Source organism: Pantoea sp. y20 (genome assembly GCF_054903455.1).
In genome coordinates this window covers 2,218,333-2,244,883 of sequence record NZ_CM142816.1, presented here as the reverse complement: position 1 = coordinate 2,244,883, position 26,551 = coordinate 2,218,333, and the positions used below count along the sequence as shown (strand labels likewise).

Annotated in this window: 22 protein-coding genes; 8 read left to right on the top strand and 14 right to left on the bottom strand. The window is 56.0% G+C overall.

Features of this window, described 5'->3' with window-relative positions; genetic code table 11:
- The first annotated feature begins 62 nt into the window (after positions 1-62).
- Together pyrF and yciH are read left to right on the top strand one after the other, a co-directional pair.
- Complete coding sequence (gene pyrF, locus ACYAC5_RS10510; RefSeq protein WP_462061709.1) at positions 63-770, top strand: orotidine-5'-phosphate decarboxylase; 708 nt, start codon at positions 63-65, stop codon at positions 768-770.
- Complete coding sequence (gene yciH / locus ACYAC5_RS10505) at positions 770-1,093, top strand: stress response translation initiation inhibitor YciH (RefSeq protein WP_462061707.1); 324 nt, start codon at positions 770-772, stop codon at positions 1,091-1,093. The genes pyrF and yciH overlap by 1 nt, the downstream gene beginning before the upstream one ends.
- A 68-nt stretch (positions 1,094-1,161) precedes the next feature.
- On the opposite strand, the gene osmB is transcribed toward yciH, so the two are convergent.
- Complete coding sequence (gene osmB / locus ACYAC5_RS10500) at positions 1,162-1,380, bottom strand: osmotically-inducible lipoprotein OsmB (protein WP_008106509.1); 219 nt, start codon at positions 1,378-1,380, stop codon at positions 1,162-1,164.
- Between the two features lie 246 nt (positions 1,381-1,626).
- Between osmB and araD the strand changes: the two genes are divergently transcribed.
- The 3 genes from araD to ACYAC5_RS10485 all read left to right on the top strand — a co-directional run bounded on the left by araD (position 1,627) and on the right by ACYAC5_RS10485 (position 4,874).
- Positions 1,627-2,325 (top strand): L-ribulose-5-phosphate 4-epimerase, encoded by a 699-nt coding sequence (gene araD / locus ACYAC5_RS10495; RefSeq protein ID WP_110866243.1) that lies wholly within the window; start codon positions 1,627-1,629, stop codon positions 2,323-2,325.
- Positions 2,326-2,878: 553 nt separating this feature from the next.
- Positions 2,879-3,862 carry a 2-keto-3-deoxygluconate transporter gene (gene kdgT, locus ACYAC5_RS10490; protein ID WP_110866242.1) on the top strand — a complete coding sequence of 328 codons (984 nt, stop codon included), beginning with the start codon at positions 2,879-2,881 and terminating at the stop codon, positions 3,860-3,862.
- Positions 3,863-4,007: 145 nt separating this feature from the next.
- Positions 4,008-4,874, top strand: coding sequence for a crotonase/enoyl-CoA hydratase family protein (locus tag ACYAC5_RS10485; RefSeq protein ID WP_007892438.1), 867 nt, complete (start codon positions 4,008-4,010; stop codon positions 4,872-4,874).
- Between the two features lie 15 nt (positions 4,875-4,889).
- Here the strand turns inward: ACYAC5_RS10485 and pdeR are convergent, their stop codons facing one another.
- The 5 genes from pdeR to ACYAC5_RS10460 all read right to left on the bottom strand — a co-directional run bounded on the left by pdeR (position 4,890) and on the right by ACYAC5_RS10460 (position 13,937).
- Positions 4,890-6,875 carry a cyclic di-GMP phosphodiesterase gene (gene pdeR / locus ACYAC5_RS10480; RefSeq protein ID WP_462061706.1) on the bottom strand — a complete coding sequence of 662 codons (1,986 nt, stop codon included), beginning with the start codon at positions 6,873-6,875 and terminating at the stop codon, positions 4,890-4,892.
- 156 nt (positions 6,876-7,031) lie between these two features.
- Complete coding sequence (locus ACYAC5_RS10475; protein ID WP_101764280.1) at positions 7,032-7,328, bottom strand: YbdD/YjiX family protein; 297 nt, start codon at positions 7,326-7,328, stop codon at positions 7,032-7,034.
- Positions 7,321-9,387 (bottom strand): carbon starvation CstA family protein, encoded by a 2,067-nt coding sequence (locus ACYAC5_RS10470; RefSeq protein WP_110866240.1) that lies wholly within the window; start codon positions 9,385-9,387, stop codon positions 7,321-7,323. Before ACYAC5_RS10470 ends, ACYAC5_RS10475 begins: the two co-directional genes overlap by 8 nt.
- A gap of 184 nt (positions 9,388-9,571) precedes the next feature.
- Positions 9,572-11,506: an exoribonuclease II gene (locus ACYAC5_RS10465; RefSeq protein ID WP_462061705.1), complete on the bottom strand. Its 1,935-nt coding sequence runs from the start codon at positions 11,504-11,506 to the stop codon at positions 9,572-9,574.
- 124 nt (positions 11,507-11,630) lie between these two features.
- Positions 11,631-13,937: an FdhF/YdeP family oxidoreductase gene (locus ACYAC5_RS10460; RefSeq protein WP_462061704.1), complete on the bottom strand. Its 2,307-nt coding sequence runs from the start codon at positions 13,935-13,937 to the stop codon at positions 11,631-11,633.
- A 244-nt stretch (positions 13,938-14,181) separates the two neighbouring features.
- Between ACYAC5_RS10460 and ACYAC5_RS10455 the strand changes: the two genes are divergently transcribed.
- Both ACYAC5_RS10455 and ACYAC5_RS10450 read left to right on the top strand, forming a co-directional pair.
- Entirely contained in the window at positions 14,182-15,771 is a 1,590-nt protein-coding gene (locus ACYAC5_RS10455) for a PTS transporter subunit EIIC (RefSeq protein WP_462061703.1), read from the top strand.
- Between the two features lie 80 nt (positions 15,772-15,851).
- Positions 15,852-16,748: a LysR family transcriptional regulator gene (locus ACYAC5_RS10450; protein WP_110866237.1), complete on the top strand. Its 897-nt coding sequence runs from the start codon at positions 15,852-15,854 to the stop codon at positions 16,746-16,748.
- Here ACYAC5_RS10450 and ACYAC5_RS10445 read toward each other — a convergent pair.
- The 8 genes from ACYAC5_RS10445 to pspF all read right to left on the bottom strand — a co-directional run bounded on the left by ACYAC5_RS10445 (position 16,745) and on the right by pspF (position 25,718).
- Complete coding sequence (locus ACYAC5_RS10445) at positions 16,745-17,866, bottom strand: CMD domain-containing protein (protein WP_277973652.1); 1,122 nt, start codon at positions 17,864-17,866, stop codon at positions 16,745-16,747. The genes ACYAC5_RS10450 and ACYAC5_RS10445 overlap by 4 nt on opposite strands.
- A gap of 198 nt (positions 17,867-18,064) precedes the next feature.
- Positions 18,065-18,853, bottom strand: a complete 789-nt coding sequence (fabI, locus tag ACYAC5_RS10440; RefSeq protein WP_007892455.1) for an enoyl-ACP reductase FabI — start codon at positions 18,851-18,853, stop codon at positions 18,065-18,067.
- 128 nt (positions 18,854-18,981) lie between these two features.
- Positions 18,982-19,785, bottom strand: coding sequence for a putrescine export ABC transporter ATP-binding protein SapF (gene sapF / locus ACYAC5_RS10435; protein WP_110866235.1), 804 nt, complete (start codon positions 19,783-19,785; stop codon positions 18,982-18,984).
- A gap of 2 nt (positions 19,786-19,787) precedes the next feature.
- A complete protein-coding gene (gene sapD, locus ACYAC5_RS10430) occupies positions 19,788-20,783 on the bottom strand; it encodes a putrescine export ABC transporter ATP-binding protein SapD (protein WP_462061702.1) in 996 nt (331 codons plus the stop codon).
- Complete coding sequence (sapC, locus tag ACYAC5_RS10425) at positions 20,783-21,673, bottom strand: putrescine export ABC transporter permease SapC (RefSeq protein ID WP_462061701.1); 891 nt, start codon at positions 21,671-21,673, stop codon at positions 20,783-20,785. Before sapC ends, sapD begins: the two co-directional genes overlap by 1 nt.
- Positions 21,660-22,625, bottom strand: coding sequence for a putrescine export ABC transporter permease SapB (gene sapB, locus ACYAC5_RS10420; RefSeq protein WP_101764290.1), 966 nt, complete (start codon positions 22,623-22,625; stop codon positions 21,660-21,662). The genes sapC and sapB overlap by 14 nt, the downstream gene beginning before the upstream one ends.
- 2 nt (positions 22,626-22,627) lie before the next feature.
- The gene (sapA, locus tag ACYAC5_RS10415; RefSeq protein WP_462061700.1) at positions 22,628-24,250 is read right to left on the bottom strand and encodes an ABC transporter substrate-binding protein SapA; all 1,623 of its coding nucleotides are present in this window, start codon (positions 24,248-24,250) and stop codon (positions 22,628-22,630) included.
- A 469-nt stretch (positions 24,251-24,719) separates the two neighbouring features.
- Positions 24,720-25,718 carry a phage shock protein operon transcriptional activator gene (gene pspF / locus ACYAC5_RS10410; RefSeq protein ID WP_137385865.1) on the bottom strand — a complete coding sequence of 333 codons (999 nt, stop codon included), beginning with the start codon at positions 25,716-25,718 and terminating at the stop codon, positions 24,720-24,722.
- A 164-nt stretch (positions 25,719-25,882) separates the two neighbouring features.
- Here pspF and pspA point away from each other — a divergent pair, with 164 nt between their 5' ends.
- Positions 25,883-26,548: a phage shock protein PspA gene (gene pspA / locus ACYAC5_RS10405; RefSeq protein ID WP_008106471.1), complete on the top strand. Its 666-nt coding sequence runs from the start codon at positions 25,883-25,885 to the stop codon at positions 26,546-26,548.
- Positions 26,549-26,551: the final 3 nt, after the last annotated feature.

The following is a 26,551-nucleotide window of genomic DNA, read 5'->3' as shown; positions in this document are numbered from 1 at the left end:
GCAGGTAGAATGCTTGCCGTTTGTCCATTGCGCCTGCGGGTGCCAGTTACTGAGGAAACGTTATGCCTGTAACCACTTCACCTATTCTGGTGGCACTCGACTATCATGATCTCAACAGCGCGCTGCAGTTTGTAGACCGCATCGATCCAAGCCAGTGTCGCCTGAAAGTGGGCAAAGAGATGTTCACACTGTTTGGTCCATCGCTGGTGAAAACGCTGCAGGAACGGGGTTTTGAAGTGTTCCTCGATCTCAAGTTTCATGACATCCCAAACACCACCGCACATGCAGTCGCGGCCGCAGCCGATCTTGGCGTGTGGATGGTGAACGTGCACGCCAGCGGTGGTGCTCGCATGATGAACGCGGCTCGTGAAGCGCTGGTACCATTCGGCAACGATGCGCCGCTGCTGATTGCTGTCACCGTATTGACCAGCATGGATGAAGACGACCTCAAAGGTTTAGGCATTACCTTATCTCCAGCCGCGCAGGCTGAGCGGCTGGCACGTTTGACCCGCGATTGCGGCCTGCACGGCGTGGTTTGTTCGGCGCAGGAAGCCGCGCATTTTAAGCAGGTGATAGGTCAGGATTTCGCGCTGGTTACGCCAGGCATTCGTCCGGCTGGCAGCGATGCGGGCGATCAGCGCCGCATCATGACGCCGCAGCAGGCAAAACTCGCGGGCGTGGATTATATGGTCATCGGGCGCCCGATCACCCAATCCGCCGATCCGGCCGCCACGCTGCAGCAAATCCTGCAAAGTTTACAGGAGGCTTAATGGCTCAGGACAATCGATTGGTGTATTCAACCGATAGCGGTCGTATCACCCATGAACAAGAGAAAGCGCCACGACCGAAAGGCGATGGCATCGTGCGTATCCAGCGCCAAACCAGCGGACGTAAAGGTAAGGGCGTGTGTCTGATTACCGGTATCGATCTGGATGATAGCGCTCTCGAAAAACTGGCTGCTGAACTGAAGAAAAAGTGTGGTTGCGGTGGAGCAGTAAAAGAGGGTGTGATTGAGATTCAGGGCGATAAACGCGATTTGATAAAAACGCTGCTGGAAGCCAAAGGCATGAAAGTCAAACTGGCGGGCGGTTGAAGCAGTTCGGGCCACTTTTATGTGGCCCGTTGTTAAGTAGATGCGCCGCGTAGCCTGATAATTATAATTTATTTGCTGATCTGGTGGCCGATGATGCCGCCGACAGCTGCGCCACCAACGGTACCAAGTCCGCTACCGTTGGTCAGTACTGAACCACCAATGGCACCCGCACCCGCACCGATTGCGGTATTACGGTCGCGTTTAGACCAATTCGAACAGCCGCTCAGCGCGACAACTAGTGTTGTTGCCAATACGGCAGCAGTAAGACGTTTCATTGTTGTAGTCATTAACTTCTCCTTGATTGTTAACACCGTGGTAACCATATAAGTATAGATGTTACACCGCACTCGGCAGGGTAAAACGGTCCTAAAATGCGAGTTTGCAAGCCACTTCTTGTTTAATCATCAAAACCAACCCGCGCCACACATTTAACGCCTTAGCCACTTTCCGCAGCTTTTACAGCCGTTCCATCCATAACGCTTTTTCTTCCTGCTCCGCACAATTCAGCTATCACAGTTCGCAGGAGAAAAAAGATGCTGGAAGCGTTAAAGCAGCAGGTGCTGGAAGCCAATCTCGATTTACCCCGTTACAACCTGGTCACCTTTACCTGGGGCAACGTCAGTGCGGTGGACCGCGATCGGGGTTTAGTGGTGATCAAGCCGTCGGGCGTGAAGTACGAGCAGATGCAGCGCGACGATATGGTGGTCGTCGATCTCGCCAGCGGCGAGGTAATAGAAGGGAAAATGCGCCCATCCTCGGATACGGCCACCCACCGCGCGCTTTATCTCGCCTGGCCAGAGATCGGCGGCATCGTGCATACGCACTCGCGCCATGCCACCATTTGGGCTCAGGCTGGACGTGAAATCATCGCGTTAGGCACCACGCACGCCGATGATTTTTACGGCACCATTCCCTGCACGCGGCAGATGAACCGCGAAGAGATTGAGCAGGAATACGAGTGGAATACCGGCCAGGTGATCATTGAAACTTTTGCGCAGCGCGGAATTGAACCAACGGCAATCCCCGCCGTGCTGGTGAACTCCCACGGCCCGTTTGCCTGGGGTAAAGACGCGCATGCTGCAGTACACAGCGCGGTGGTATTAGAAGAGGTGGCCTATATGGCATTGCATACCGAGCAGCTGCGCACTGAGTTACCGCCGATTTCGCAAACTTTGCTTGATCTGCACTACCTGCGTAAGCACGGTAAAAATGCCTGGTATGGGCAGAATTAAAGTCAATTCTGAAACATATACGCCTGCTGGCGTAATGCCAGTTAATTAAGCTAATGGTGAGCGCGCAGGCCTGGGGCACTTTTGGTCCGGCGGTCCTCGCGCCGCTAGCGCGGTACCTTCACTTCGTTCGTCTGCCTGACGGACCGGCGGAGACGGGACATCCTTGTCCCGGCTCCGCCTTTCGCCTGCGTCCTGCGGGCTCTCCTGGCCTCCTCGCTTCGTTCAGCGCTGCGGATTGCCGGCCCAAAAGTGTCACCGGCCTGCTCACGAGCTTCAATACGAGTTGTTGACAAGGGCAGATGCGTCAAAGCCCGCACAGATAATCCATCCCTACAGAAAAAACGCCTCCGGGTGCCTCTCATTTAACTTCCAATCATCTGGTATGGCGATTCACGTCATAAATACAAAATGATCGATCAATAAAAATAAAACAGCGTTTTATAAATGCATTTGCGATCACTTTTTTCCTTTCTGCCAATCGTTATCTTGCTCGCCATGCCATCTGGCAATTCATAAAAACACCTCCCTCTGGCTCAGTTAAGGTGACACCTTTATGCATATCAAACGTGCAATCGATAAAATTCCTGGCGGCATGATGCTGATTCCGCTGTTTTTGGGCGCGCTGTGCCATACGTTCTCTCCGGGCGCAGGTAAATACTTTGGTTCGTTCACCAATGGGTTGATGACCGGCACCGTCCCGATTCTTGCGGTGTGGTTCTTCTGCATGGGCGCATCCATCAAACTCAGCGCCACCGGCACAGTACTGCGTAAATCGGGCACGCTCGTGCTCACCAAGATTGCGGTGGCGTGGGTGGTCGCGGCGATTGCTTCACGTGTGATGCCGGAAAATGGCGTGGAAGCGGGCATGTTTGCCGGTCTCTCGACGCTGGCGTTAGTGGCGGCGATGGATATGACCAATGGCGGTTTATACGCATCCATCATGCAGCAATACGGTTCGAAAGAGGAGGCCGGTGCGTTTGTCTTGATGTCGCTGGAGTCCGGGCCGCTGATGACGATGGTGATTCTCGGCACCGCAGGCATCGCATCGTTTGAGCCACATGTCTTCGTTGGCGCGGTACTGCCGTTTATCGTCGGGTTCGCGTTGGGTAATCTCGATCCCGAACTGCGCGAGTTCTTTGGCAAAGCGGTTCACACGCTGATTCCGTTCTTTGCTTTCGCGTTGGGTAATACCATTGATTTGACCGTCATCGCGCAAACTGGCCTGCTGGGCATTATGTTGGGTGTCGCAGTGATCATTGTCACCGGCATTCCGCTGATTATTGCCGATCGCTTGATTGGCGGTGGCGATGGGACAGCGGGGATTGCGGCATCCAGCACCGCAGGCGCTGCCGTAGCCACGCCAGTGTTGATTGCCGAGATGCTGCCACAGTTTAAACCGGTCGCACCCGCCGCAACGGCATTAGTTGCTACTTCGGTCATTGTCACCTCCGTCATTGTCCCCATCATCACCGCGGTTTATTCACGACGTGTTAAGCGTTCTCATGTTGCTGTGGGGCAACGCGCTGCCATCAAGTAAGCCCGCTAATGCTTCCCCGGCCGCTGGTCGGGGATATCTCTGGATTTTGCTTTATAAATCAATCTCTCATTTGGTCTGGCCTCACTCTGGATTACGCTGATGTGGCGTTTAACGCACTACATAAACATAAACAGAGGATGAGACAATGACAGTAATTAACCAACCAACATGCAGACTGTTCACCGAAGTTGGACAAACCACACAGCTCGCGGCCTACTATGAAGAGGGTCGCCGCACCATGTGGATGATGCTGCGTGCGCAACCCCGTCCGAGTTTTAACCACGAATTAATTGAGGAGATCATGAACCTGAGCTATTCCGCTCAACGTTCCGGTTTGCCGATTGATTTCTGGGTGACGGGTTCGTTAGTGCCACAGATGTTTAACGCCGGAGGCGATTTGCGTTTCTTTGTGGAATGCATTCGCAACAACCGTCGTGAAGCACTGCGCGCTTATGCGCGTGCCTGTGTCGACTGCATCCACTCCGCAGCGCGGGGTTTCGATACCGGTGCGGTTACGCTGGCAATGATTGAGGGCAGTGCGCTCGGCGGTGGCTTTGAAGCGGCGCTGGCACATCACTTCATTCTGGCGCAGAACAGCGCGCGCATGGGTTTCCCGGAGATCGCATTCAACCTGTTCCCCGGTATGGGCGGCTACTCGTTAGTGGCGCGTCGGTCTGGCATGAAGCTGGCCGAAGAGCTGATTATGGAAGGTGAGTCACACAGCGCGGAATGGTATGAAACGCGTGGTCTGGTCGACAAGGTGTTCCAGCCGGGCGATGGTTATCGCACCACACGCACCTTCATCGATACGTTACGTCCAAAACTGAACGGCGTGAGGGCAATGCTGAAAGCGCGTCAACGCGTATTGCAGTTATCACGCGCTGAGCTGATGGATATCACGGAGGATTGGGTCGATTATGCCTTCACACTGGAACCTAAAGACATTGCTTACATGGAACGACTGGTACAACTGCAGAACCGTCATAGCGCATCCTTGCGCAAAGCCGGCTAATCTCGCAGACCAGCGTTAAACGCGGGCAGGATGCTTAGCCAGCCAATGCCCGAGCTGTTCTGCGGGCATTGGTTTTGCATAATAATAACCTTGACGCCCATCAACACCGTTGGCCATAACAAACTTCTCTTCGGCTTTGGTTTCAATGCCCTCGGCAATTACCTGCAGCTTCAGGGCTTTGGCCACCGCGACAATCGCACGCACCAGCGACTGCGCCACGGGTTGTTTGTTGATATTACGTACAAAGCTCTGATCCAGCTTAATGGCATCAATCGGGACGCGCGCCAGCTGAGAAAGTGAGGAGTAACCGGTACCAAAGTCATCGAGATGCACCTGCGCACCCAGCTCCTGAAACTGTTTCATCAGCATCAGCGCACCGGCTTCGTTCTCAATCAAACAGCTTTCCGTCAGTTCGATATCAATCGGACAATCGGTCAAACCGGCTTCATTCAATGCCTGTTTCAGATCGGTGTAAATGCTCTGGTCGATCAGCTGCTTAGCCGAGACGTTAACCGCGACGCGCAGAAAGATGCCTTCGCTGCGCCACTTAATGATCTGCTGCAGCACGTTGAGCATTACCCAGCGGCCCAGGGGCACAATCAAACCGGACTCTTCGGCGTAGGAGATAAAATCGCCCGGCGGCACCAGACCACGCTCTGGAGAATTCCAGCGCACCAGCGCTTCGGCGCTCAGCACTTCGCCTTCGGCATTGAGTTTTGGCTGGTAATGCACCACCAGATGATCCAGCTCGAGCGCTTTGCGCAGGTTGGTATCGAGCCACAGATATTCAAACACGCGCTGATTCATCTCATTAGCGAACACGCAAAATTTGCCGCGGCCGTTTTCTTTGGCGTGATACATCGCGGTATCGGCGTTACGAATCAGGCTTTCACGATCTTCACCATGCAGCGGGGCGAGGGCGATACCCAGCGAGCAGCCGCTGTAAACCTCAATCAGGCCAATGCGGAATGGCTGACGCAGCCGCTCAAGAATACGCGACGCCATCGCTTCCAGCGCTGCCTGGCTGGTGTTTTCCGCCAGCACCACGAACTCATCGCCGCCAAGGCGCGCCAGCGTCTGGTCTTTGCCAAGACAGCTGAGGATGGCCAGCGACACGGCTTGCAACAGCTGATCGCCAAACATATGGCCGTAAGCGTCATTTACCTTCTTAAAATTGTCTAAATCGAGGTACACCACACCGGTCTGACTGCCATTCGCCAGCTCCAGTGCCAGACTAATCTGCTGATGGATCGCGTTGCGATTGGGCAAGCCGGTGACGGTATCGGTATTGGCCAGCACGCGCAGACGTTCCTGAGCGCGGCGCTCTTCGGTTATGTCGGTTCCGGAACAGATGAGGAAAATTTCATTTTTCCCGCTGCCGCTGTGAACGAACTTATTACGAAACAGAAACAGTCGCTGACCTTTACGGGTTTTTATCCAGCGTTCAACTTCGTAAGAACTGCCTTCACGGAAGAAACCGGCGATATTACGGCGTGATGCCTGCGCTTCCTGCTTGGTCATAAACAGCTGGAATACGTTGCGGCCAATCACTTCCTGCTCTTTCAGCCCGGTGTACTCTTCACTCAAACGGTTGAAACGCTGGATATTGCCGCGTTGATCGAGGATCACGATGACGGAATTCGCCTCAGAAACCACTTGCTCGGCGAAGGATAAACCCAGCGTCAAATCGCGCGCGACAGACGACGTATCGCCCCAGGCTGACGAGGTGCCTGCCCAGGTAGATTGATTGACTTTACGGCCGACAAAATGCATCGGAACAGGTTCGCCATGCAGCGACAGCGTGAGGTTAATACTTGAGGTAATGACCGTCATCGCACGTAATAAACTGGCTTGTGCGGGAGTCAGCGGCACCGCCATATTGGTGTTTGCGTTCTCATCTTCGGCAAAATGCAGAGCATCACTATCTGAAGTTAAACGCCAATGAGGGCTGGTGGTGCCAAACAAGGTATATAGCAATGTTTGCCCTTGTTCATCGGTCATGGAAACTTCCTCCGGGGGAATGCTCAGCGGGCGGTATCTCATTATTTTAGCAACAGTATTCAACCTCCTGCGTCAGCACAAGATGCAATCCAAATATATTTTTGTTTTTATTAAAGAATGGCACGAAAAAGCCCCGACAAGCGGGGCTAATCTCTGTTAGCAAGGGCACTTACCGAGTTTTCCGGCCTGGCTGGGAAAGCGGGCATCGAGGCAGTGACGGTGAAAAGCGCGCTCATCCATGGGGGCGATCGTTGGATGATGTTCGCGCATATGCTTCAGATAAGTTTGATAGTCATGAACGCCGACCATTAAACGAAAACTTTGCTGCAATCCCTGCCAGATGCGCTGCCAGCGCGTAAGATTTTGCCCAGCCGTGGCGGGGGCGATTGGTAAGCACTGCTGAATGTGCCACGGCCCGTTGGGTTTTCTCCAGTGATAAATGGACTCAGACATTTCGCACCTCTTTGCGCAGTGAGATCTCAGATTCATGGGTGGTTGGCACCGTGCTGTTGAGCGCCCGACGAATCACGAAGAAGGCCGCCACCAGCATGGTCACCGCCACCAGCATGAAGAAGGCGCACAGGGCCGCATTAATTTGATTGCTGAAGACGATGGTTTGCATGTCAGCAACACTCTTCGCCGGGGCGATGACGATGCCGTCATCAATGCCTTTGCGGAACTTGTTGGCCTGCGCCAGGAAACCAATCGAAGGTTTTTCGTGGAAAATCTTCTGCCAGCCCGCGGTCATCGAGGTAATGAACAGCCAGGCGGTTGGAACAATCGTCACCCACGCATAACGCTGCTTCTTCATTTTGAACAGCACCACGGTGCCGAGAATCAGCGCCATTGACGCCAGCATCTGGTTGCCGATACCAAACAGCGGCCACAGCGTATTGATGCCGCCGAGCGGATCGACCACGCCCTGATACACGAAGAAACCCCATCCCGCCACCGCGACGGTGGTTCCCGCCATGTTGCCCAACCATGAACGGTTATTCGCCATCGACGGTACCACGGTGCCCACCAGATCCTGCACCATAAAGCGACAGGCGCGGGTGCCGGCATCCACAGCGGTCAGGATAAACAACGCTTCAAACAAGATGGCGAAGTGATACCAGAACGCCATCATGGCCCGGCTGTTAAACACTTCGGTAATGATATGCGCCATGCCGACCGCAAAGGTTGGTGCACCACCGGCACGCGAAAGAATGGTGCTTTCGCCGACGTCGCGCGCAATGCCGCTCAGCATCTCTGGCGTCACCACGAACCCCCAGCCATTAATCACCTGCGACGCATTTTCCACCGTGGTGCCAATCAGCGCGGCAGGGGAGTTCATGGCAAAGTAGACGCCCGGATCGAGCACCGAGGCACAAATCAGCGCCATGATCGCCACAAAGGACTCCATCAGCATCGCGCCGTAGCCGATGAAGCGGATATGGCTTTCGCGCTCCACCAGTTTCGGCGTGGTACCGCTGGATACCAGCGCATGGAAACCTGAAATGGCGCCACAGGCGATGGTGATAAACAGGAACGGGAACAGCGCACCGGAGAAGACCGGCCCGGTACCATCAATAAATTTGGTCACTGCGGGCATCTTCATCTCGGGCATGGCAAACACGATGCCGATGGCCAAACCGATGATCACGCCAATTTTCAGGAAGGTGGAGAGATAATCGCGTGGTGCCAACAGCAGCCACACCGGCAGCGAAGAGGCGACAAAACCGTAGATCACCAGCACCCACGTCAGCTCCGTGCCTTTCAGCGTGAACAGCGGGCCCCAATAGGGATCGGCCGCCACATTGCCGCCGTAAATAATCGCCGCCATCATCAGCACGAAGCCAATGATCGACACTTCCGCGATTTTTCCCGGACGCAGGAAGCGCATATACACGCCCATAAACAGCGCAATCGGAATGGTTGCGGCAATGGTGAACAAACCCCATGGACTGTTGGCCAGCGCCTTCACCACCACCAGCGCCAGCGCGGAGAGGATGATGATCATCACACCCAGCGCGCCCAGCATAGTGACCACGCCAGCGAATGAGCCGAGCTCCTGACGCGCCATCTCACCCAGCGAGCGGCCATCACGACGCGTTGAGATAAACAGGATCAGGAAATCCTGCACCGCACCGGCAAACATCACGCCAACCAAAATCCAGATGGTGCCGGGCAGGAAGCCCATCTGTGCCGCAAGGATCGGACCGACCAGCGGGCCCGCACCGGCAATCGCCGCAAAATGGTGGCCGAACAGCACCCATTTATTGGTCGGCACATAATCGAGGCCATCACTTAAGCGCTCCGCCGGCGTGCGACGGCGATCGTCCAGTTCGAAAATACGCTTAGCGATAAACAGGCTGTAAAAGCGATAGGCAATGCTGTAGCAGGCGACGGAGGCAATCACCAGCCACACCGCGTTGACGTGTTCGCCACGGCTGAGGGCCAGCATGGCAAATGCGCCCGCGCCAATTAACGCCACCGCTAACCAGATGAGACTGGTTTTGACGTTGTTCATGAGTTAACTCCTTGTAGGGACCGGGAAAAGAGGCGATCGAATACAACAAGTTAAAAGTAATGTAATGAATTGTTAACGACAGACAAAGGCATTAGAAATGTGAAGCGGAAAGCAAATTTAACATTTGCTGAAGCGGGCGGAGAGAAATGCGGGATAACGGCTGTTATCCCGCGAGTTTTCATGCTCAGGCGGCCGGACGCGCGACCACGCTGCGGGTTTCCATACGCACTTCGGCGATGGTCACGTCGATGATGTCAGTGACACGGTAAGCGACTTCACCTTTTATCTGCACGGTGCCGCTTTCCTGCGAGCACACCAGCTCATCACGCACCGCGTGGATGAACGGCGCAGGAATGAAGGCTACCGCGCCATTCTCCAGCAGACGAACGCGCATGCCGCCGCGAGACACGTCGATGATCTCGGCGCTGAACTTGCGATCGGTAGCGGCAAACGGTGCGAGGAAACGTGCATACAACCAGTCCCCAACATCGCGCTCGGCCATGCGGTTCAGGCGACGACGTTCGCTCATGATGGTGGTCAGCTCATCCTGCGGACGGCCAGTGCTTTCACCGCGCACGATCGCCTTCAGCAAGCGATGGTTGATCATGTCGCCGAACTTACGAATCGGCGAAGTCCAGGTCGCGTAGGCTTCGAGGCCAAGACCAAAGTGCGGGCCCGGCTCGGTGCCGACTTCTGCAAATGACTGGAAGCGACGAATGCGGCTATCCAGATACTGGGTTGGCTGCGCATCGAGTTGACGACGCAGCTGGCGGAAGCCTTCCAGCGTGGTAATCGCCTGCGGATCCACGGTGATGCCATGCCCTGCCAGCACGCCAGCGGCCTGCTCAGCATTGGCCAGATCGAAACCGGTGTGCAGGTTATAGATACCGAAGCCCAGCTTCTCCTGCAGCACTTTCGCGGCACAGACGTTAGCCAGAATCATTGACTCTTCCACGATGCGATTGGCGATGCGACGTGGCTCGGAGATGATATCCAGTACTTCGCCTTTTTCGCCCAACACAAAGCGGTAGTCCGGACGATCTTTAAACACCAGCGCGTGGGTTTGACGCCATTCGCTGCGCGCCAGGCAAACCTGATGCAGCAGGCGAATCTGCTGAGCAATGGCGTCGTTTTCAGGCTGCCAGCTGCCGCTGTTTTCCAGCCAATCGGAAACTTCGTCATAAACCAGCTTGGCTTTCGACTCGATCCACGCAGCAAAGAAATGCACGTCATCAGCCAGGCTGCCATCTTTCAGCACGGTAACGCGACAAGCCAGCGCGGGACGACGCTCGTTCGGACGCAGGGAACAGACGTCGTCAGAGAGTTCGCGCGGCAGCATCGGTATGTTGAAGCCCGGCAGATAGTTGGTGAACGCGCGTTTCGACGCCAGCTTATCCAGCTCGCTGCCTTCTGCCACGTAAGCGGTTGGATCAGCGATAGCGATGGTCAGGATCCGATTGCCGTCGGCAGCCTCTTCCACGTACAGCGCATCATCCATATCCTGGGTGCTGGCGCTGTCGATGGTGACGAAGTTCAGTGCGGTCAAATCTTCACGCTGCAGATGTTCGTCGAGCATCTCACCAAAACCGACGTCCGGAGCCTGACGTTCGAGGTTATGGCGCGACAACGTTACCCACCACGGCGCGAGGTGATCGTCCGCAGTGACAATGAATTCGGTCAGTTCAGCATAGAAACCGCGATCGCCTTTCAGCGGGTGACGACGCATCTCTGCTACCGCCCAATCGCCGTTCTGGAAATCGTGGGTCACGCCACGTTCGGCGCGGCACTGAATCGCCTCTTTCAGCAGCGGATGATCCGGCACAATTGACAGGCGATCGTCTTTCTTCTGCACGCGGCCGACAAAGCGGGTCAGGAACGGCTCAACCAGGGTTTCCGGCTCGGCACTCTCGCGGTCTTTATCGGTGTGGATCACGGCCGAAATACGGTCGCCGTGCATCACTTTCTTCATCTGCGGTGGCGGAATGAAGTAGCTTTTCTGGGCATCAACTTCGAGGAAGCCAAAGCCTTTTTCCGTACCTTTAACAACACCTTCGACGCGCGGAGTCTGCGCGTGAAGCTTCTCTTTAAGCTGCGCGAGCAGCGGATTATCCTGGAACATAATTTATATAGTTTCGTGGCCTAAGAGCGGCTGACAGTTTTACGCGAATCGGGTCCGCGCGGCAAGGCCAAAACAGGCTAAAAAGCCGCTTTACGCGGCTTTTTACCTTCTGATAACGCTTTGGTCAGGCGATACGTTGTGACGGTGTGGCGGCGCTTAATGCCAGCTTCACCGGCACCGATTTTGAGGTCGGCGTACCGCTGCCGTCGCCAAAACTCGAGAGCGGCACCAGCGGGTTGGTTTCCGGATAATACGCCGCGAGGTTACCGCGCGGAATGTTATACGGCACCAGCTTGAAACCGCTGACGCGACGGGTTAAACCGTCATTCCACAGCGTCTCGATATCCACCAACTGGCCTTCAGTGAAGCCCAGCGACGTCATATCATCCGGATGGATAAACACCACTTCGCGCTGACCGTACACGCCACGATAACGGTCATCGAGGCCGTAAATCGTGGTGTTGTACTGATCGTGTGAACGCAGGGTTTGCAGCGTGAACGGCACCGCGACATCGCCCAACTGCGGGAACAGCGACGTTGGCAGGGCGGCGGCGCTGAACTCAGCACGTTTGCTTGGCGTATTGAAGCGCAGCTCGGCGGCAGCGCTACCCAGGTAGAAACCGCCCGGAATTTCGCACTTGTTATTGAAATCAGCAAAGCCGGGAATCGTGGCGGCGATGTGATCGCGAATCAGATCGTAATTGCCTGCCATCGCCAGCCAGTCGATTTTATCGCTGCCTAATGTCGCATGGGCTATGCCAGCCACAATCGCGGTTTCAGAGCGCTGCGTCTCCGCCAATGGAATGCCGACGCCTTCTGAGGCGTGCACCATGCTGAACGAGTCTTCCACGGTGATGTACTGATTGCCGCTTGCCTGGCGATCGCGTTCGGTACGGCCCAGCGTTGGCAGAATCAGCCCTTCGCGGCCTGGCACCAAATGGCTGCGATTGAGTTTGGTGCTGATGTGCACGGTCAAACCGCAATGCTGCAACGCTTCTTCGGTGACCGGTGAATCCGGTGCGGCCGCCGCAAGGTTGCCGCCCAGCGCAATCAGCACTTTCACTTCGTCACGCAGCATCGCGTTCAGCGCTTCAACGGTGTTGTGACCATGCTCGCGCGGGGGTTCGAAATCAAAGTGCGCGCCGAGCGCATCGAGGAACGGCTTGCCCGGTTTCTCATCGATGCCCATGGTGCGGTTGCCCTGCACATTACTGTGGCCGCGCACCGGACACAGGCCTGCGCCTTTCTTGCCCAACTGACCAAACAGCAGCTGCAGGTTGGTGATCTCGCGAACGGTATCCACCGAGTGTTTATGCTGAGTAATGCCCATCGCCCAGGTGACAATCACGCGTTCAGCACTTTGATAGATCGCCGCCGCTTCACGAATCTGCACTTCGCTGAGACCGGATTGGCGCACGATATCGTCCCAGCGGGTGTTATCAACGGCGGCAAGATACGCGTCAATGCCATGAGTGTTGGCATCGATAAACGCCTGATCGAAAATGCCTTCTTCACCGACAGCTAAACGTGCACGCTGTAGCTCAAGCAGGGCTTTCACCATGCCGCGCACCGCTGCCATATCGCCGCCCAGATTAGGTTGGTAATAGGCGGAACTGATGGTGCCCGCCATCGACGTGACAATCTCCAGCGGCTTTTGCGGGTCGGCAAAACGCTCGAGGCCGCGCTCGCGCAGCGTGTTAAAGGTGACAATTTTCGCGCCGTGATCGGCAGCGTGCCGCAGGCTGTGCAGCATGCGCGGATGGTTGGTGCCCGGATTCTGACCCAACACGAAAATCGCGTCGGCATGATCAAAATCATCCAGACGAATGGTGCCTTTACCCACGCCGATGCTGCGTTTCAGGCCGGTGCCGCTGGCTTCGTGGCACATGTTGGAGCAGTCGGGAAAGTTGTTGGTGCCCATCACACGGCCAAAAAGCTGATAGAGCCAGGATGCTTCATTGCTGGCGCGGCCGGAGGTGTAAAGCTCCATTTGATTTGGATGATCCATCGCCTTCAAATGGCGAGCAATCAAGGCTAACGCATCGTCCCAGCTGATCGGTTCGTAGTGGTCGGTCTCGCTGTTGTAGCGCATCGGATGGGTCAAGCGTCCCTGATACTCAAGGAAGTAATCGCTCTGCTGGTAAAGGGTGCTGACGCTGTGCTGGGCAAAAAATTCCGGCGCAACCACACGACGCGTGGCTTCCCACGTCACCGCTTTTGCTCCGTTTTCACAGAAGCTGAAGGTGCTTTTGTTGTCATCGCCCCATGCGCAACCTGGGCAGTCGAAACCGCGCGCTTTATTCATGCGCATCAGGTTTCGCATGTTCTTCAGGGCAGCTTTACTATCAAGGACGAAACGGGTGGTGGCTTCCAATGAACCCCAGCCGCCCGCAGCAGCGCGATAGGGTTGAATCTTACGTTTAAATTTCATAGTTGCAGGCTTATTTGTTTATGAGTTGTTATCAGAATATGTCTTCTGTTAGCGGGAAGTGTGCGACTCTCCTTAAAAGTTGTCTAATTGATTGGTTTAATGGTGCGATAGGCGGCGTTTATCGTGAAACGCACGCAAAGCGTGACCTAAGTCAAACTTCCCCGGCTGTTAAGGGGCGGCAGTTACGTGCTGCTGAGATAACTGACTAATAATTGCTCTTTCCATTCTGAAAAGGGCACGCAGCATGAAGAATCTGGCAAGCCAAATTCACGCCTTCGGTAAAGCCTTAATGATGCCCATCTCGGTGATTGCTGCCGCAGGGATCTTTCTTGGCCTGGCCGCCGCAATGCAAAATCCGGCCATCACCGGCGATGCCTTCGCCAGTCTGCAGGTGCCACAGCTGATTATCGGGTTTATCCGCAAGGTGGCGGGCGCGCTGTTCGCCAATTTGCCGCTGTTCTTTGCGGTGGCCAGCGCCATCGGGCTGGCGAAAGCGGAGAAACCGACCGCCGCCTTTGCCGCCGTAATTGGCTATATCGCCATGAATGTTGGTATCAGCTCCACGCTGGCGTCGAAAGGTTTGACAGCCGCTACCACCACGCCAGAAGCGCTGCAGAAAGCGGGTATGGATCAAACCGCAGCGATGATGACGTCGGCCGAATACATCGACATGCTCGGCATCTTTACTTACAACATGAGCGTGCTGGGCGGCGTGATTGCTGGATTGATTACCGTGCTGCTGCATAACCGTTTTTACACTCAGCAACTGCCGACGGCGATCAGCTTCTTTGGTGGACGCCGCTTTGTGCCGATCGTGACCGTGGTGGTGCTGCCGCTGGTGGGCGTGCTGCTGGCGTTGATTTGGCCGACCATCGGCGAAGGCATCGCGTGGGTGGGTTTGATGATTGGTAAAAGCGGGCAATACGGCGCCTTCCTGCTTGGCACCAGCGAACGCTTACTGATTCCCACCGGTTTGCACCATATCCTCAACGAAACCGTGCGCTTCACACCGATTGGCGGCATGGCAACGGTTGATGGACAAAGCATCGTCGGCGCGCTGAACATCTTCAACACCTCGCTAACGCATCCCGGCGCCATCCCGGACGATACGGTGCGCGGCGCGACGCAGTTCCTCGCGCAGGGCAAAATTCCGGTAATGATGTTTGGCTTACCAGCCGCCGCGCTGGCGATCTACCACACTGCGCGCCCTGAGCATAAGCAGCGCGTTAAAGCGCTGGTGCTCGCCTGTGCACTGACTTCCTTTACCACCGGCATCACCGAGCCGCTGGAGTTCTGTTTCATCTTCGTGTCGCCGGTGCTGTATATCCTGCATGCGCTATTAACCGGCCTGTCATTTATGTTGATGTCGATGCTGCATTTGATGATTGGCAACGTGCAGGGCGGCGCCATCGATCTGGTGGTGTTCGGCATTCTCGGTGGCAGCAAAACGCATTGGTGGTGGACGATTGTGCTCGGCGTAATTTATGTGCCGATTTACTACTACGGCTTCCGTTTTGTCATCACGCGGATGCGGGTTGAAACGCCGGGACGGGAATCCGATGAGGAGCACAAACCCGAACAGGTGGCGGCGGATGAGCGCACCAAAGTGATCATCAGCGGGCTGGGCGGCGAAGCCAATATAGAGGACGTCGATTGCTGCTTCACCCGGCTGCGCGTGCGGGTCAAACAGATGAATGAGGTGGTCGATCAAACGTTACTGACCACCGGCGCGAACGGCATCAATCGCGTCAGCGAACATGATATCCAGGTGATTTACGGCCCGCAGGTCGAGAAGATCGCCAACGACGTAAAAAGTGCCTTGGGTGTGGCGTAACACAATAGCCGCTGCGCGTGGACGCAGCGCAGCGGCAACCGCCATGATACACTGCTGTTTTCCAGCCAATTCTGCTTTCCATGGACATCAAACAATTAATCTATCTGACAAATCTTGAACGCGAACGCCACTTTGGCCGCGCGGCAGAGGTCAGCTTTGTCAGCCAGCCGACGCTATCGATGCGCCTGAAAAACCTCGAACGCGAATTAGGGCTGTCGCTGATCAACCGCAGTAATAATTTCGATGGCTTTACGCCGGAAGGCGAGCGCGTACTGACCTGGGCGCGGGAAATTGTTTCGGTGTACCAGGGATTGAAGCTGGAAGTGGAGTCGCTCAAGCATGGCGTCAACGGCACCTTGCGGCTTGGCGTGATGCCGCAGTGCAGCGTGGCGCTGCCAGCGTTGTTGAAAGCGGTTGAAGCGCGTTATCCACAGCTGGATTATCGCGTGGCCGCGATGAGCGCCGATCAGCTGCTGGAAGCGCTCAACAGCCACACCGTGGATGGCGGTATCGGCTTTTTTGAACTGACGTCACTGCGCGAGCTGCATTTTCAAACTGCGCTGTTGAAAGATCCGGGTGTCGAGGCGCTGTTCAATCCGGCGCACTTTCCGGCGCTGCTCGAGCAAGAGAACATCTCGCTCGCCACGCTTGCCTGCCAGCCGCTGTGTCTGGCAGAGCCCACGCGCTATTTTCGACGCTATCTTGATGGGCAGCTGCGGGAAACCGGCTTGATTCCACGTGTGATTGTTGAGAGCGCGTCGATCATGCAACTGCTGCAAAGTGCGCAGGTTGGTTTGGGCGTGATGGTGTCGCCATGCGGACATCTGTTGCCGGAGCTGATGCAGAATCTGGCGCGGCGGCCGATTGAGATGGCGCCGATGGGCCGGCAGGCGGCATTAGTGATTGCCGAGCCGGGCAGAGCATCGCCGCTGGCTCAGCATTTCTTTGATGAAGCGCGGCGACATCTGCCCGATTAACGGGTTTCGCCGAGCGCCATCAGCAGGCGATCCTGCCAGCTGGCGAAAGCCACCGCTTGCAACAGCGTGAAGATACGTTCGCTGCCCCAGCCCGCGTTCAGCAGCGGCTGCAAATGTGCAGCGCTGAAGCGGTCGGGCAGGCGCGTGAGCTGGGCGCTGAGTGAAATCACCGGCGATGCTGCGCCAGCGCTTTCGACATCCTGCAGCAGTGCGTCACGCCATTCATCGGTAACAAAATCAAACTGACGTCGACAACCCAGCACGCGTGCGCTAACCGCCTGCGCCAGCGCTTCATCCCCGGCAAAATGTTCACTCAGCCGCTGTTTTAGCGTGGCGAAGCCATACAGCACTTGCGCATCGTGCACCAGCAGCCAAATGGCATCATCTAATCCCTCAATACCCTGACAGAAAGTAACCGCCGCCAGTTGATCGGCGCTGGCATAGCGCAGTTCAACCGGTTTCAACGCGTGCTGCCAGCCGTCGTTGCCGGTAAACAGCGCTGCGCTGGCGTCCGGCGGCGGTGTTACGCCCGGAATCCAGCGCACCGGCAAGCCCATCATCGCCTGCAGCGATGCCACCACGCGTGACTGATAGCTGACATACCCCACCAGTTGATTCAGCGTGACGATATCGGGCTCGGTTAAGCCCACCGCGTCCAGCGCGCTGATGCTGCTGGTGGTGATCAGTTCCGGCTGCATCGCCAGCTGACGCGCATATTGGGTGATTTGCGTCAGGCGATTATTACTTTCACGTGACGAGTCCGGACCCGGCAACGGATTGAGCCGGGCTGAGTAGTGATTGCACAGGCGCTGCACGCCGGCGACCTGCGCCACCGTTAGCGCGGTGCTGAGACGATCGTACAGCGTTAAGGTGTGGGTCAAACTGGTGGCAAGCGTATCGGGAAACAGAATCTGGCTGAGATCGCGCGCGGCCAATAACGCAGGCTGAAAACGCGACAGCAGCGGCTTTAACGCGGTCGCTTCCTGTTGCAAACCGAGTAAGAAACGATCGTCGATATAGGCGGCTTCGGGCACCAGCGGCGCAGTGGCGGTGCTATTCGGGCGAGTCTGGCTTTCATAAAACCAGTGGTCATGGCCGGGAGAACGGCGTTGTTCCATGGTCATTCCTTGCGCTAAAAACGGACTTGCTGCACAGCGTGCGAATCTGAAAAGCAGGCATGCAACAAAGGGCTAGCTTATCGTCGCTGAACGGCTGTCCACGGCAAAAGAATGTTGGGGAATAATTAATAGCTTACGAGTATAAGGAGGGCGTTATTTGAAGAGGAGGTCGCCATGAAAGGCGACCTTAGGTAAATCTTATTTCAGTTCCAGCTCGTTCATTGCGGCAATGCTGAAGCCGCCATCAACGTGTACCACTTCACCGGTGATACCACCCGCCAGATCAGAGCACAGGAATGCAGCTGAGTTACCCACGTCTTCGATGGTAACGGTACGACGAATCGGGGTAACCGCTTCGCAGTGCGCCAGCATTTTACGGAAATCTTTGATGCCTGATGCAGCCAGCGTACGGATTGGACCGGCAGAAACGGCGTTAACACGCGTGCCTTCTGGACCCATCGCGTTCGCCATGTAGCGCACGTTAGCTTCCAGTGACGCTTTCGCCAGACCCATCACGTTGTAGTTCGGGATAGCGCGCTCTGCACCCAGGTAAGACAGGGTCAGCAGGGCAGAATTCGGGTTCAGCATTGCACGGCACTCTTTCGCCATCGCCACAAAGCTGTACGCGCTGATGTCGTGAGCGATTTTGAAGCCTTCACGGGTCACGGCATTCACGTAGTCGCCATCCAGCTGATCGCCAGGTGCGAAACCGATGGAGTGAACGAAACCGTCAAATTTCGGCCAGGTTTTTGCCAGTTCGGTGAACAGCGCAGTGATGCTCTCGTCTTCAGCCACATCGCATGGCAGAACAATGTCTGAACCCAGATCTTTAGCAAACTCTTCCACACGACTTTTCAGTTTGTCGTTCTGGTAGGTGAAAGCCAGTTCTGCGCCCTGTTTGTGCATCGCCTGCGCAATACCGTAGGCGATTGAGAGTTTACTGGCAACGCCAGTAATCAGAATGCGCTTACCGGAAAGAAAACCCATAGCTGTAATCCTTTTGGTCATTGTTGTTGGCGGTCGCGGTGGTTGAAAAACAGGCGACCGACGTTAATCTCGTGCGAAGTCTAGCACGTCTCTATAAATGCGGTAAATCGCACCGCGTTTTCGGCGCCTTAACGCTCGCGGCGCCAGGCTTCAGCGGTTAAGGCTTCACCAAAGTGGCTGGTGATCAGGCGCTTGGTGAGATCGTGCAGCGGCGAGGCCAATACATCGGCGGTGCCGCCGCGCTCGACCACTTCGCCCTGATGCATCACCAGCACCTGATCGCTGATGTGCTTCATCATGCCGAGATGCTGCGTGACATAAATATAGGCGATGCCGTGCTTCTCCTGCAGTTCCAGCATCAGGTTTACCAGCTGTGAACGCATGGTCATATCCAGCGAGGCGAGGGCTTCATCGGCGACGATCACTTTTGGCTGCAGAATCAGCGCTCGCGCCAGCGCCAGGCGCTGCTTCTGGCCCGGCGCCAGCATGTGCGGATAGTATCCGGCGTGGTCGCGCAGCAAACCGACCTGACGCAGCGTGGCGATAATGCGTTTTTCACGCGCGTCATCATCCAGCTCGGTATTCAGGCGCAGCGGGAAATCGAGTATCTGGCTGATGCGCTGGCGCGGATTCAGCGAGGTTGAGGGATCCTGAAAAATCATGCGAATGCGCTGGCTGCGATAACCATAATCACCGTACTCCAGCGGATGATCGTCAATCAGCATCTCGCCCTCGCTCGGCTCGACCATGCCGCTGAGCATTTTTGCCAGCGTCGATTTTCCCGAACCGTTTTCACCAATCACCGCCAGCGTCTGTTTTTCACGCAGGGTAAAACTGACGCCTTTCACCGCCTCAACGTGCTGACGACGGAACAAACCGGTGCGATAGCGGTAGGTTTTACTCAGGTTGCGCACTTCCAGCAGCGTTTCCATGTTTACTGGCTCTCCATATTCAGCGGGAAGTGACAAGCAAACAGATGCGCTTTATTGCCGGTCAGGCGCGGTGTTTCGATGCACTTACGCTGCGCATACGGGCAGCGCGGCCCCAGACGACAGCCAATTGGCAGATGTTCCAGTGAAGGAATAGCGCCAGAAAGCGTGTTGAGGCGGCTTTTGTGCGGCAGCGCGCTACCGAAATCGGGCATCGCCCGGATCAGCGCCTGCGTGTAAGGATGATGCGGTGACTCCATTAACTCTTCGCTTTGCGCGATCTCCACCGTCTGGCCGCAATACATCACATTAATGCGGTCGGCCCAATGGCTCATGGTGCGCAGATCGTGGCTGATCAGCAAAATAGTGGTGTTATTATTCTGATTGAGGCGGCTCAGCAGGCGGAAAATTTGCGCCTGCGTGGTCGGCTCCATCGCATTGGTTGGTTCATCGGCGATCAGCAAACGCGGCTGATTGGCCAGCGCGATGGCGATCATTACCTTTTGGCATTCGCCGTCGGTGAGTTCATACGGGAAACTGCGCATGATGTCTTTATGATCTTTGATGCCGACGCGATGCAGCAGCTCAACGGCGCGCACTTTGCGCCAGAACCACAGCCGTTTATACCAGCGGCCTTTGTGCGTCCAACGCGGAATCGCCTGCATCAGCTGGCGACCAATACTTTCTGACGGATCAAGACAGGATTGCGGCTCCTGAAAAATCATCGACACGTTATGGCCGACGATCCGACGGCGTTCGCGCGGTGACAGGCGCAGCAGATCAATATCATCAAACACCATGCGATCGGCGGTGACGCGCCAGTTATCTTTGGTGACGCCGCAAATGGCTTTGGCGATCAGACTTTTGCCTGAACCCGATTCACCCACTAAACCGCGGATTTCGCCTTCGCTTAGCGTCAGGTTGATGCGATCAACCGCTTTGACCGGACCGTCAGCGGTCATAAATTCGATGGTCAGGTTACGGATATCCAGTAGCGGCATTATTCAACTCCCGCTTCTACAGCGCGACGAATGCCATCGCCCAGCAGGTTAACGACCAACACGCTGACCATCAACGCCACGCCCGGCAGCATGACCGTCCACGGCGCAACGTAGATCAGCTCCAGCGCGTCACCCAGCATCGCACCCCATTCGGGCGAGGGCAGCTGCGCGCCAAGATCGAGGAAACCGAGTGCGGCGATGTCCAGAATCGCCATCGACAGCGAGCGGGTAAATTCGCTCACCAGCAGCGGCAGCACGTTAGGCAGCACCGCATTCCACAAGATATTCAGGTTGCGCGCGCCATCAAGACGCAGCGCCACCACATACTCTTTTTCCATCTCATCATGCACAGCAGTATAGATCTCGCGCACCAGACGTGGGATCAGCGCGAGAAACACCGCCAGCATCGCGTGTTCCAGGCGCGGGCCGAGAAATGCCACCACGATAATCGCCAGCAGCAGCGAGGGAATCGACAGTAAGGTATCCAGCACGTGATTCATCACCGCCGAGCGCATGCCGTGCGTGATACCGGCAAACACGCCAAGCACCAGCGCACAAATTGCCGCCAGCACCGTCACCAAAATCGCCGATCCCACGGTCGGCGCTACGCCGCTCAGCAGGCGGCTCAGCACATCGCGGCCTAAATCGTCGGTGCCGAGGAAGAAGGAGACATCGCCGTAGCGCGACCACGATGGCGGCAGCAGCTGATAACCGAGGAATTGCTGATCGATACCATACGGCGCCAGCAGGCCGCCAAACAGGCACAGGAACAGCAGCAGGCCAAAGCCGTACAAGCCGACCATACCGCTGGTATCGCGATACAAGCGCTGCCAGCTGCGACGCAGCGTGCTGGGCAGCCGCTTCTCGTCGTAGACATTATCTAAGGGCATACCATTCCTTATGTTTCAGCGGGTTAAGCGCCGCACCCAGAATATCGGATAACACGCTGACCAGAATCACCAGACCGCCCACCACCATCACGCCAGCGGAAATCGCCGCGTAATCCTGCTGGCGAATGGCGTTAATCAGCCAGCGGCCGAGGCCCGGCCAGTTGAACACCACCTCGGTGATCATCGCCAGCGTCAGCATGGTGGAAAATTGCAGCCCAAGACGCGGAATCACCGGCGGCAGCGCATTGTGCAGCACGTGGCGGCGAATCACCGTGAAGCGCGACAGGCCGCGCGTGGCGGCGGCTTTGACGTAGTTTTTGTCCATCACATCGCTGGTGCTGCTGCGCAGTAAGCGGATCATCTCGGTAGCAGGCGCAACGGCGAGAACGACCACCGGCAAAATCATGTGCGTTAAGGCGCTGACCAGCATTTCATGACGCCACGGCGACGGGCTCAGCCATGCATCAATCAGCGCAAAGCCGGTAACGTTTTGCACCGGATAGAGCAGGTCGAAACGTCCGGACACCGGCAACCAGCCAAGCGTTAACGAGAAGAACAGCGTAAACAGCAGCGCCAGCCAGAATACCGGCATCGAGAAGCCAAGCAGCGCCAGCGCGCTAATGGCTTTATCCTGCCATTTTTTGCGCATCACGCCGGCGCAAATTCCCAGCGGAATGCCCACCAGTAGCGCCAGAATAAATGCCATTACGCATAGCTCCAGCGTGGCGGGAAACACTTCGCGCAGCTGAAGATCAATCGGCTGGCCGTTGGTGCTGGAGACGCCAAAATCGAACTGCAGCAAGCCCTTGAACCAGAACCACCACGCATCAAACAGCGATGCGCCTTCGAGCGGGGCATTTGGTGTGAAGTAGCTCAGACTGAAGCTCACCAGCGACAGCAAAAACAGGGTGATGAGCAGCAGCACCACGCGACGCAGAATATAGATAATCATGCTTACTCCTCGCTGCTCTCATCGCGGTAAACGCCAGCGAACGAAGCGTTACCAAACGGGCTCAACACCAGGCCTTTGATATCATGCCGATAGGCTTGCAAACGCAGCGATGACGCCAGCGGCAGCACCGGCAACTCCTGCGCCAAAATCTGCTGCGCCTTGTCATAGCTGTCAATGCGCGCCGATAGCTGCTGGGACAACAGTGCATGCTGCAAAGCCTCATCAAAGGCGGGCGAGCACCAGTGTGCGTAGTTGGTTTGCGAACGGATCGCCGCGCAGCTTAACAGCGGACGGAAGAAACTGTCGGGATCGTTACTGTCGGTTGCCCAGCCGGTGAGCGTGAGGTCATGGTTCATCTCCATCAACTGCGCTTCCTGGAAGCGGCCTTCCACCGGCGCGATAGTGACGCGCACGCCAACCTGAGCCAAATCCGCTTGCAACAATTCAGCGGTCTTTAGCGGGCTGGGATTCCACGACTGCGAGGAAGAGGGCACCACTAAACGTAAATGTAAATCTTCCAGCCCCAGCGCTTTCAACTCTTCACGCGCTTTAGCCGGATTGTATTCGGTGACGCGCGCATCGTTGTCATACGCCCAGGACGCACGCGGCAAAATGGAGGCGGCAGTTTCGGCGGTGCCGTAATAGATCGACTCCATCAGGCGTTCGTTATTGATCGCCAGCGCCAGCGCGTGACGCACTTCCGGGCGATTCAGTGGCGGTTTGCGCGTGTTGAACGCCAGATAGGCGATGTTCATGCCGGGACGCAGCGTCATGCGCAGGCGCGGATCGTCACGCAAAATGCTCAGCTGGCTGGCGGCGGGATAGGCCAGCACATCGCATTCGCCGGTCAGCAGTTTGGATAACCTTCCGGTGCCGCCGACGCCCAAATCAATCACCACCTGCTGCAGACGCGGCACGCCTTTCCAGTACTGCGGATTACGCGCCAGGCGGAGATATTGTCCGGTGCGATATTCGCTCAGCTGGAACGGGCCGGTGCCGACCGGTTCGCGGTCCAGCTGTTCCTGCTGGCCTTTAGCGCTGAGTTTGTTGGCGTACTCCTGCGACAAAATCGGCGCGTAATGCGTCGCGATATGCCACAAGAAAGAGGCGTCCGGGCTGTTCAGGCGGATTTCAACCGTATCGCTATCGAGCTTTTTCACGCTCTGCACCGAATCGGCAAACTGCAGGCTATCAAAATAGGGATAGCTGCCGCCGTTGACGTTGTGCCACGGATGCTTGCGATCAAACATGCGTGCAAAACTGAACACCACATCATCGGCGTTCATTTTCCGCGTCGGTTTAAACCAGTTGGTGTGCTGGAAGGCGACATCTTTACGCAGGTGAAAACGGTAGGTTGCGCCGTTATCACGCACTTCCCAGCTCTGGGCGAGGTCGGGAATCAGCCGATAAGTATAAGGATCCACGTCCAGCAGCCGGTCATACAGCTGCGCCGCCAGCGTATCAACGACTAAGCCGCTGCTAACCATTTGTGGATTGAAGGTATTAACCGTGCCGTTAACGCAATAGACAAAACCGCTGTTGCGGATGTTGTCCGTTGGCGCGGCCCACGCTGACGCGCTCATCATGCTGAGACCCAGCAGCAGAGAGGGGAATAATTTTGGCATAGAACTCAACGATTCTGAGGCAATAGCGTGAGTGTATCTTAAACGCCACGTACTCCCCAAATTCGCGACGCTTCTGCTGTGTTTTTCGCCAAACTGGCGATGGGGTAATCACAATCTCTGTGTGGAGATGAGAAAAATTCTCAATTAGGGCTTTACAGATGATAATAAGAATGATTATTATTCTTCTGCGCTTCGACGGTGGCTCTACCGAAGAAGAGCACGACATTGCTCACATTGCTTCCAGTATTAGTTGCCCGCGTTAACCCGCGGGCCTTTTTTCGTCCTGTTTCGAGCGCCTGCCGCGTTGGCTGCGCTCGTCCACCCTGGTCACATACTTATGTATGCTCCCAGGGATGTCCTCGCTTGCCGCCTTGCATCCACTCAAAACAGTTAGAAAAAAACACCGTGCGATTTGCTTTAAAAAAGAAAAATCAAATGAACATGTACAGGCGACGTTATGGCGATTTGGCTAATCCTCGTCGCGTGCCTGAATCCCGTGCTTCTTCATCATGGCGCGCAACTGATGGTAGGTCACACGCAATAACTCGGCGGCGCGGCGCTGGTTGTATTTGGCTTGCTGCAAACTCGCTTCAACCAGCTCGCGTTCCTGTTGATTTTGCCACTGACGCAAATCCAGCGGCAGGGAAGGCAAGGCAGATACGTCCGCCTGGGCAATGACGTCGGCGGGCGGCGTGCGGGGGGCGAACGGGTTAATGATAATGTTATCCAGCTCATCGTCGGCGCTGTGATGGCGATAAACCGAACGCTCGACCACGTTCTTTAGTTCACGCACGTTGCCGGGCCAGCTGTGATTGAGCAACGTCAGCTGAGCGCGATCGCTGAAGCCAGGGAACAGCGGCAAGCCCAGTTCGCGGCACATCTGAATGGCGAAATGGTTGGCCATCACCAGTATGTCGCTGCGGCGTTCACGCAGCGGCGGCAGCTGCACCACATCAAAGGCGAGGCGATCGAGCAGGTCGGCGCGGAATTTACCGGCGGCGGCAAGCGCCGGCAGATCTTCATTGGTGGCGCACACCAAACGCACATTCACCTGCAAAGATTGATTACCGCCAACGCGTTCCAGCTGTCCGTATTCAATCACGCGCAGCAATTTCTCCTGCACCAGCATCGGCGCGGTGGCGAGTTCATCCAGAAACAGCGTGCCGCCATCGGCGCGTTCGAAGCGTCCCAGATGGCGTTTTTGCGCCCCGGTAAACGCGCCGGCTTCATGACCGAAGAGTTCGGAATCGAGCAGGTTTTCATTTAGCGCGGCGCAGTTCAGCGAAACAAACGGACCTTCCCAGCGGTTTGACAGATAATGCAGGCGGCTGGCAATCAGCTCTTTACCGGTGCCGCGCTCGCCAATCACCAGCACCGGTTTTTCCAGCGGCGCTAAGCGCGAAACCTGTTCCAGTACCTCCAGAAAGTTATTCGATTCGCCTAACAGGTTGTCTGAACTGTTCGCCATGATGAAATTCGCCACTGATTAATCAATTTCACTACCTTAAGCGATGTTCTGGCGGATGTAAAATAAACAAATAGCGTAAAATCAATAAATTAAAAGTTGGCACGCGAATTGTATTAGTTAAGAGCGCCTCGCGCACCTACATACAAAATTTGAGGAACATCATTATGGGTATTTTTTCTCGTTTCGCCGACATCGTGAACGCTAACATCAACTCTCTGCTGGAGCGCGCCGAAGATCCGCAGAAACTGGTACGCCTGATGATTCAGGAAATGGAAGACACGCTGGTAGAAGTCCGTTCAACCTCAGCCCGTGCGCTGGCCGAAAAGAAACAGCTGCTGCGCCGCAGCGAGCAGGCTGAAATTCAGCAGGCCGAATGGCAGGAAAAAGCGGAGCTGGCGATTAATAAAGGTAAAGAAGATCTGGCGCGTGCTGCTTTAATTGAGAAGCAGAAGCTGACCGATTTGATTGCTGCGCTGCAGCAGGAATCGACTCAGGTTGAAGAGACGCTGGACCGCATGAAAGGCGAGATCGGTGAGCTGGAGAAAAAACTCACTGAAACCCGTGCGCGTCAGCAGGCGTTAACGCTGCGCCATCAGGCAGCATCGTCATCACGTGATGTGCGTCGTCAACTCGACAGCGGCAAAATTGATGATGCGATGGCACGTTTCGAATCCTTTGAACGTCGCATCGATCACATGGAAGCAGAAGCAGAAAGCCAGCGTTTTGGTAAACCAAAAGGTCTGGATCAGGAGTTCGCCGAGCTGAAAGCCGATGATGAAATCAGCCAGCAGCTGGCCGCGCTGAAAGCTAAAATGAACCGCCCTGAGTGATCG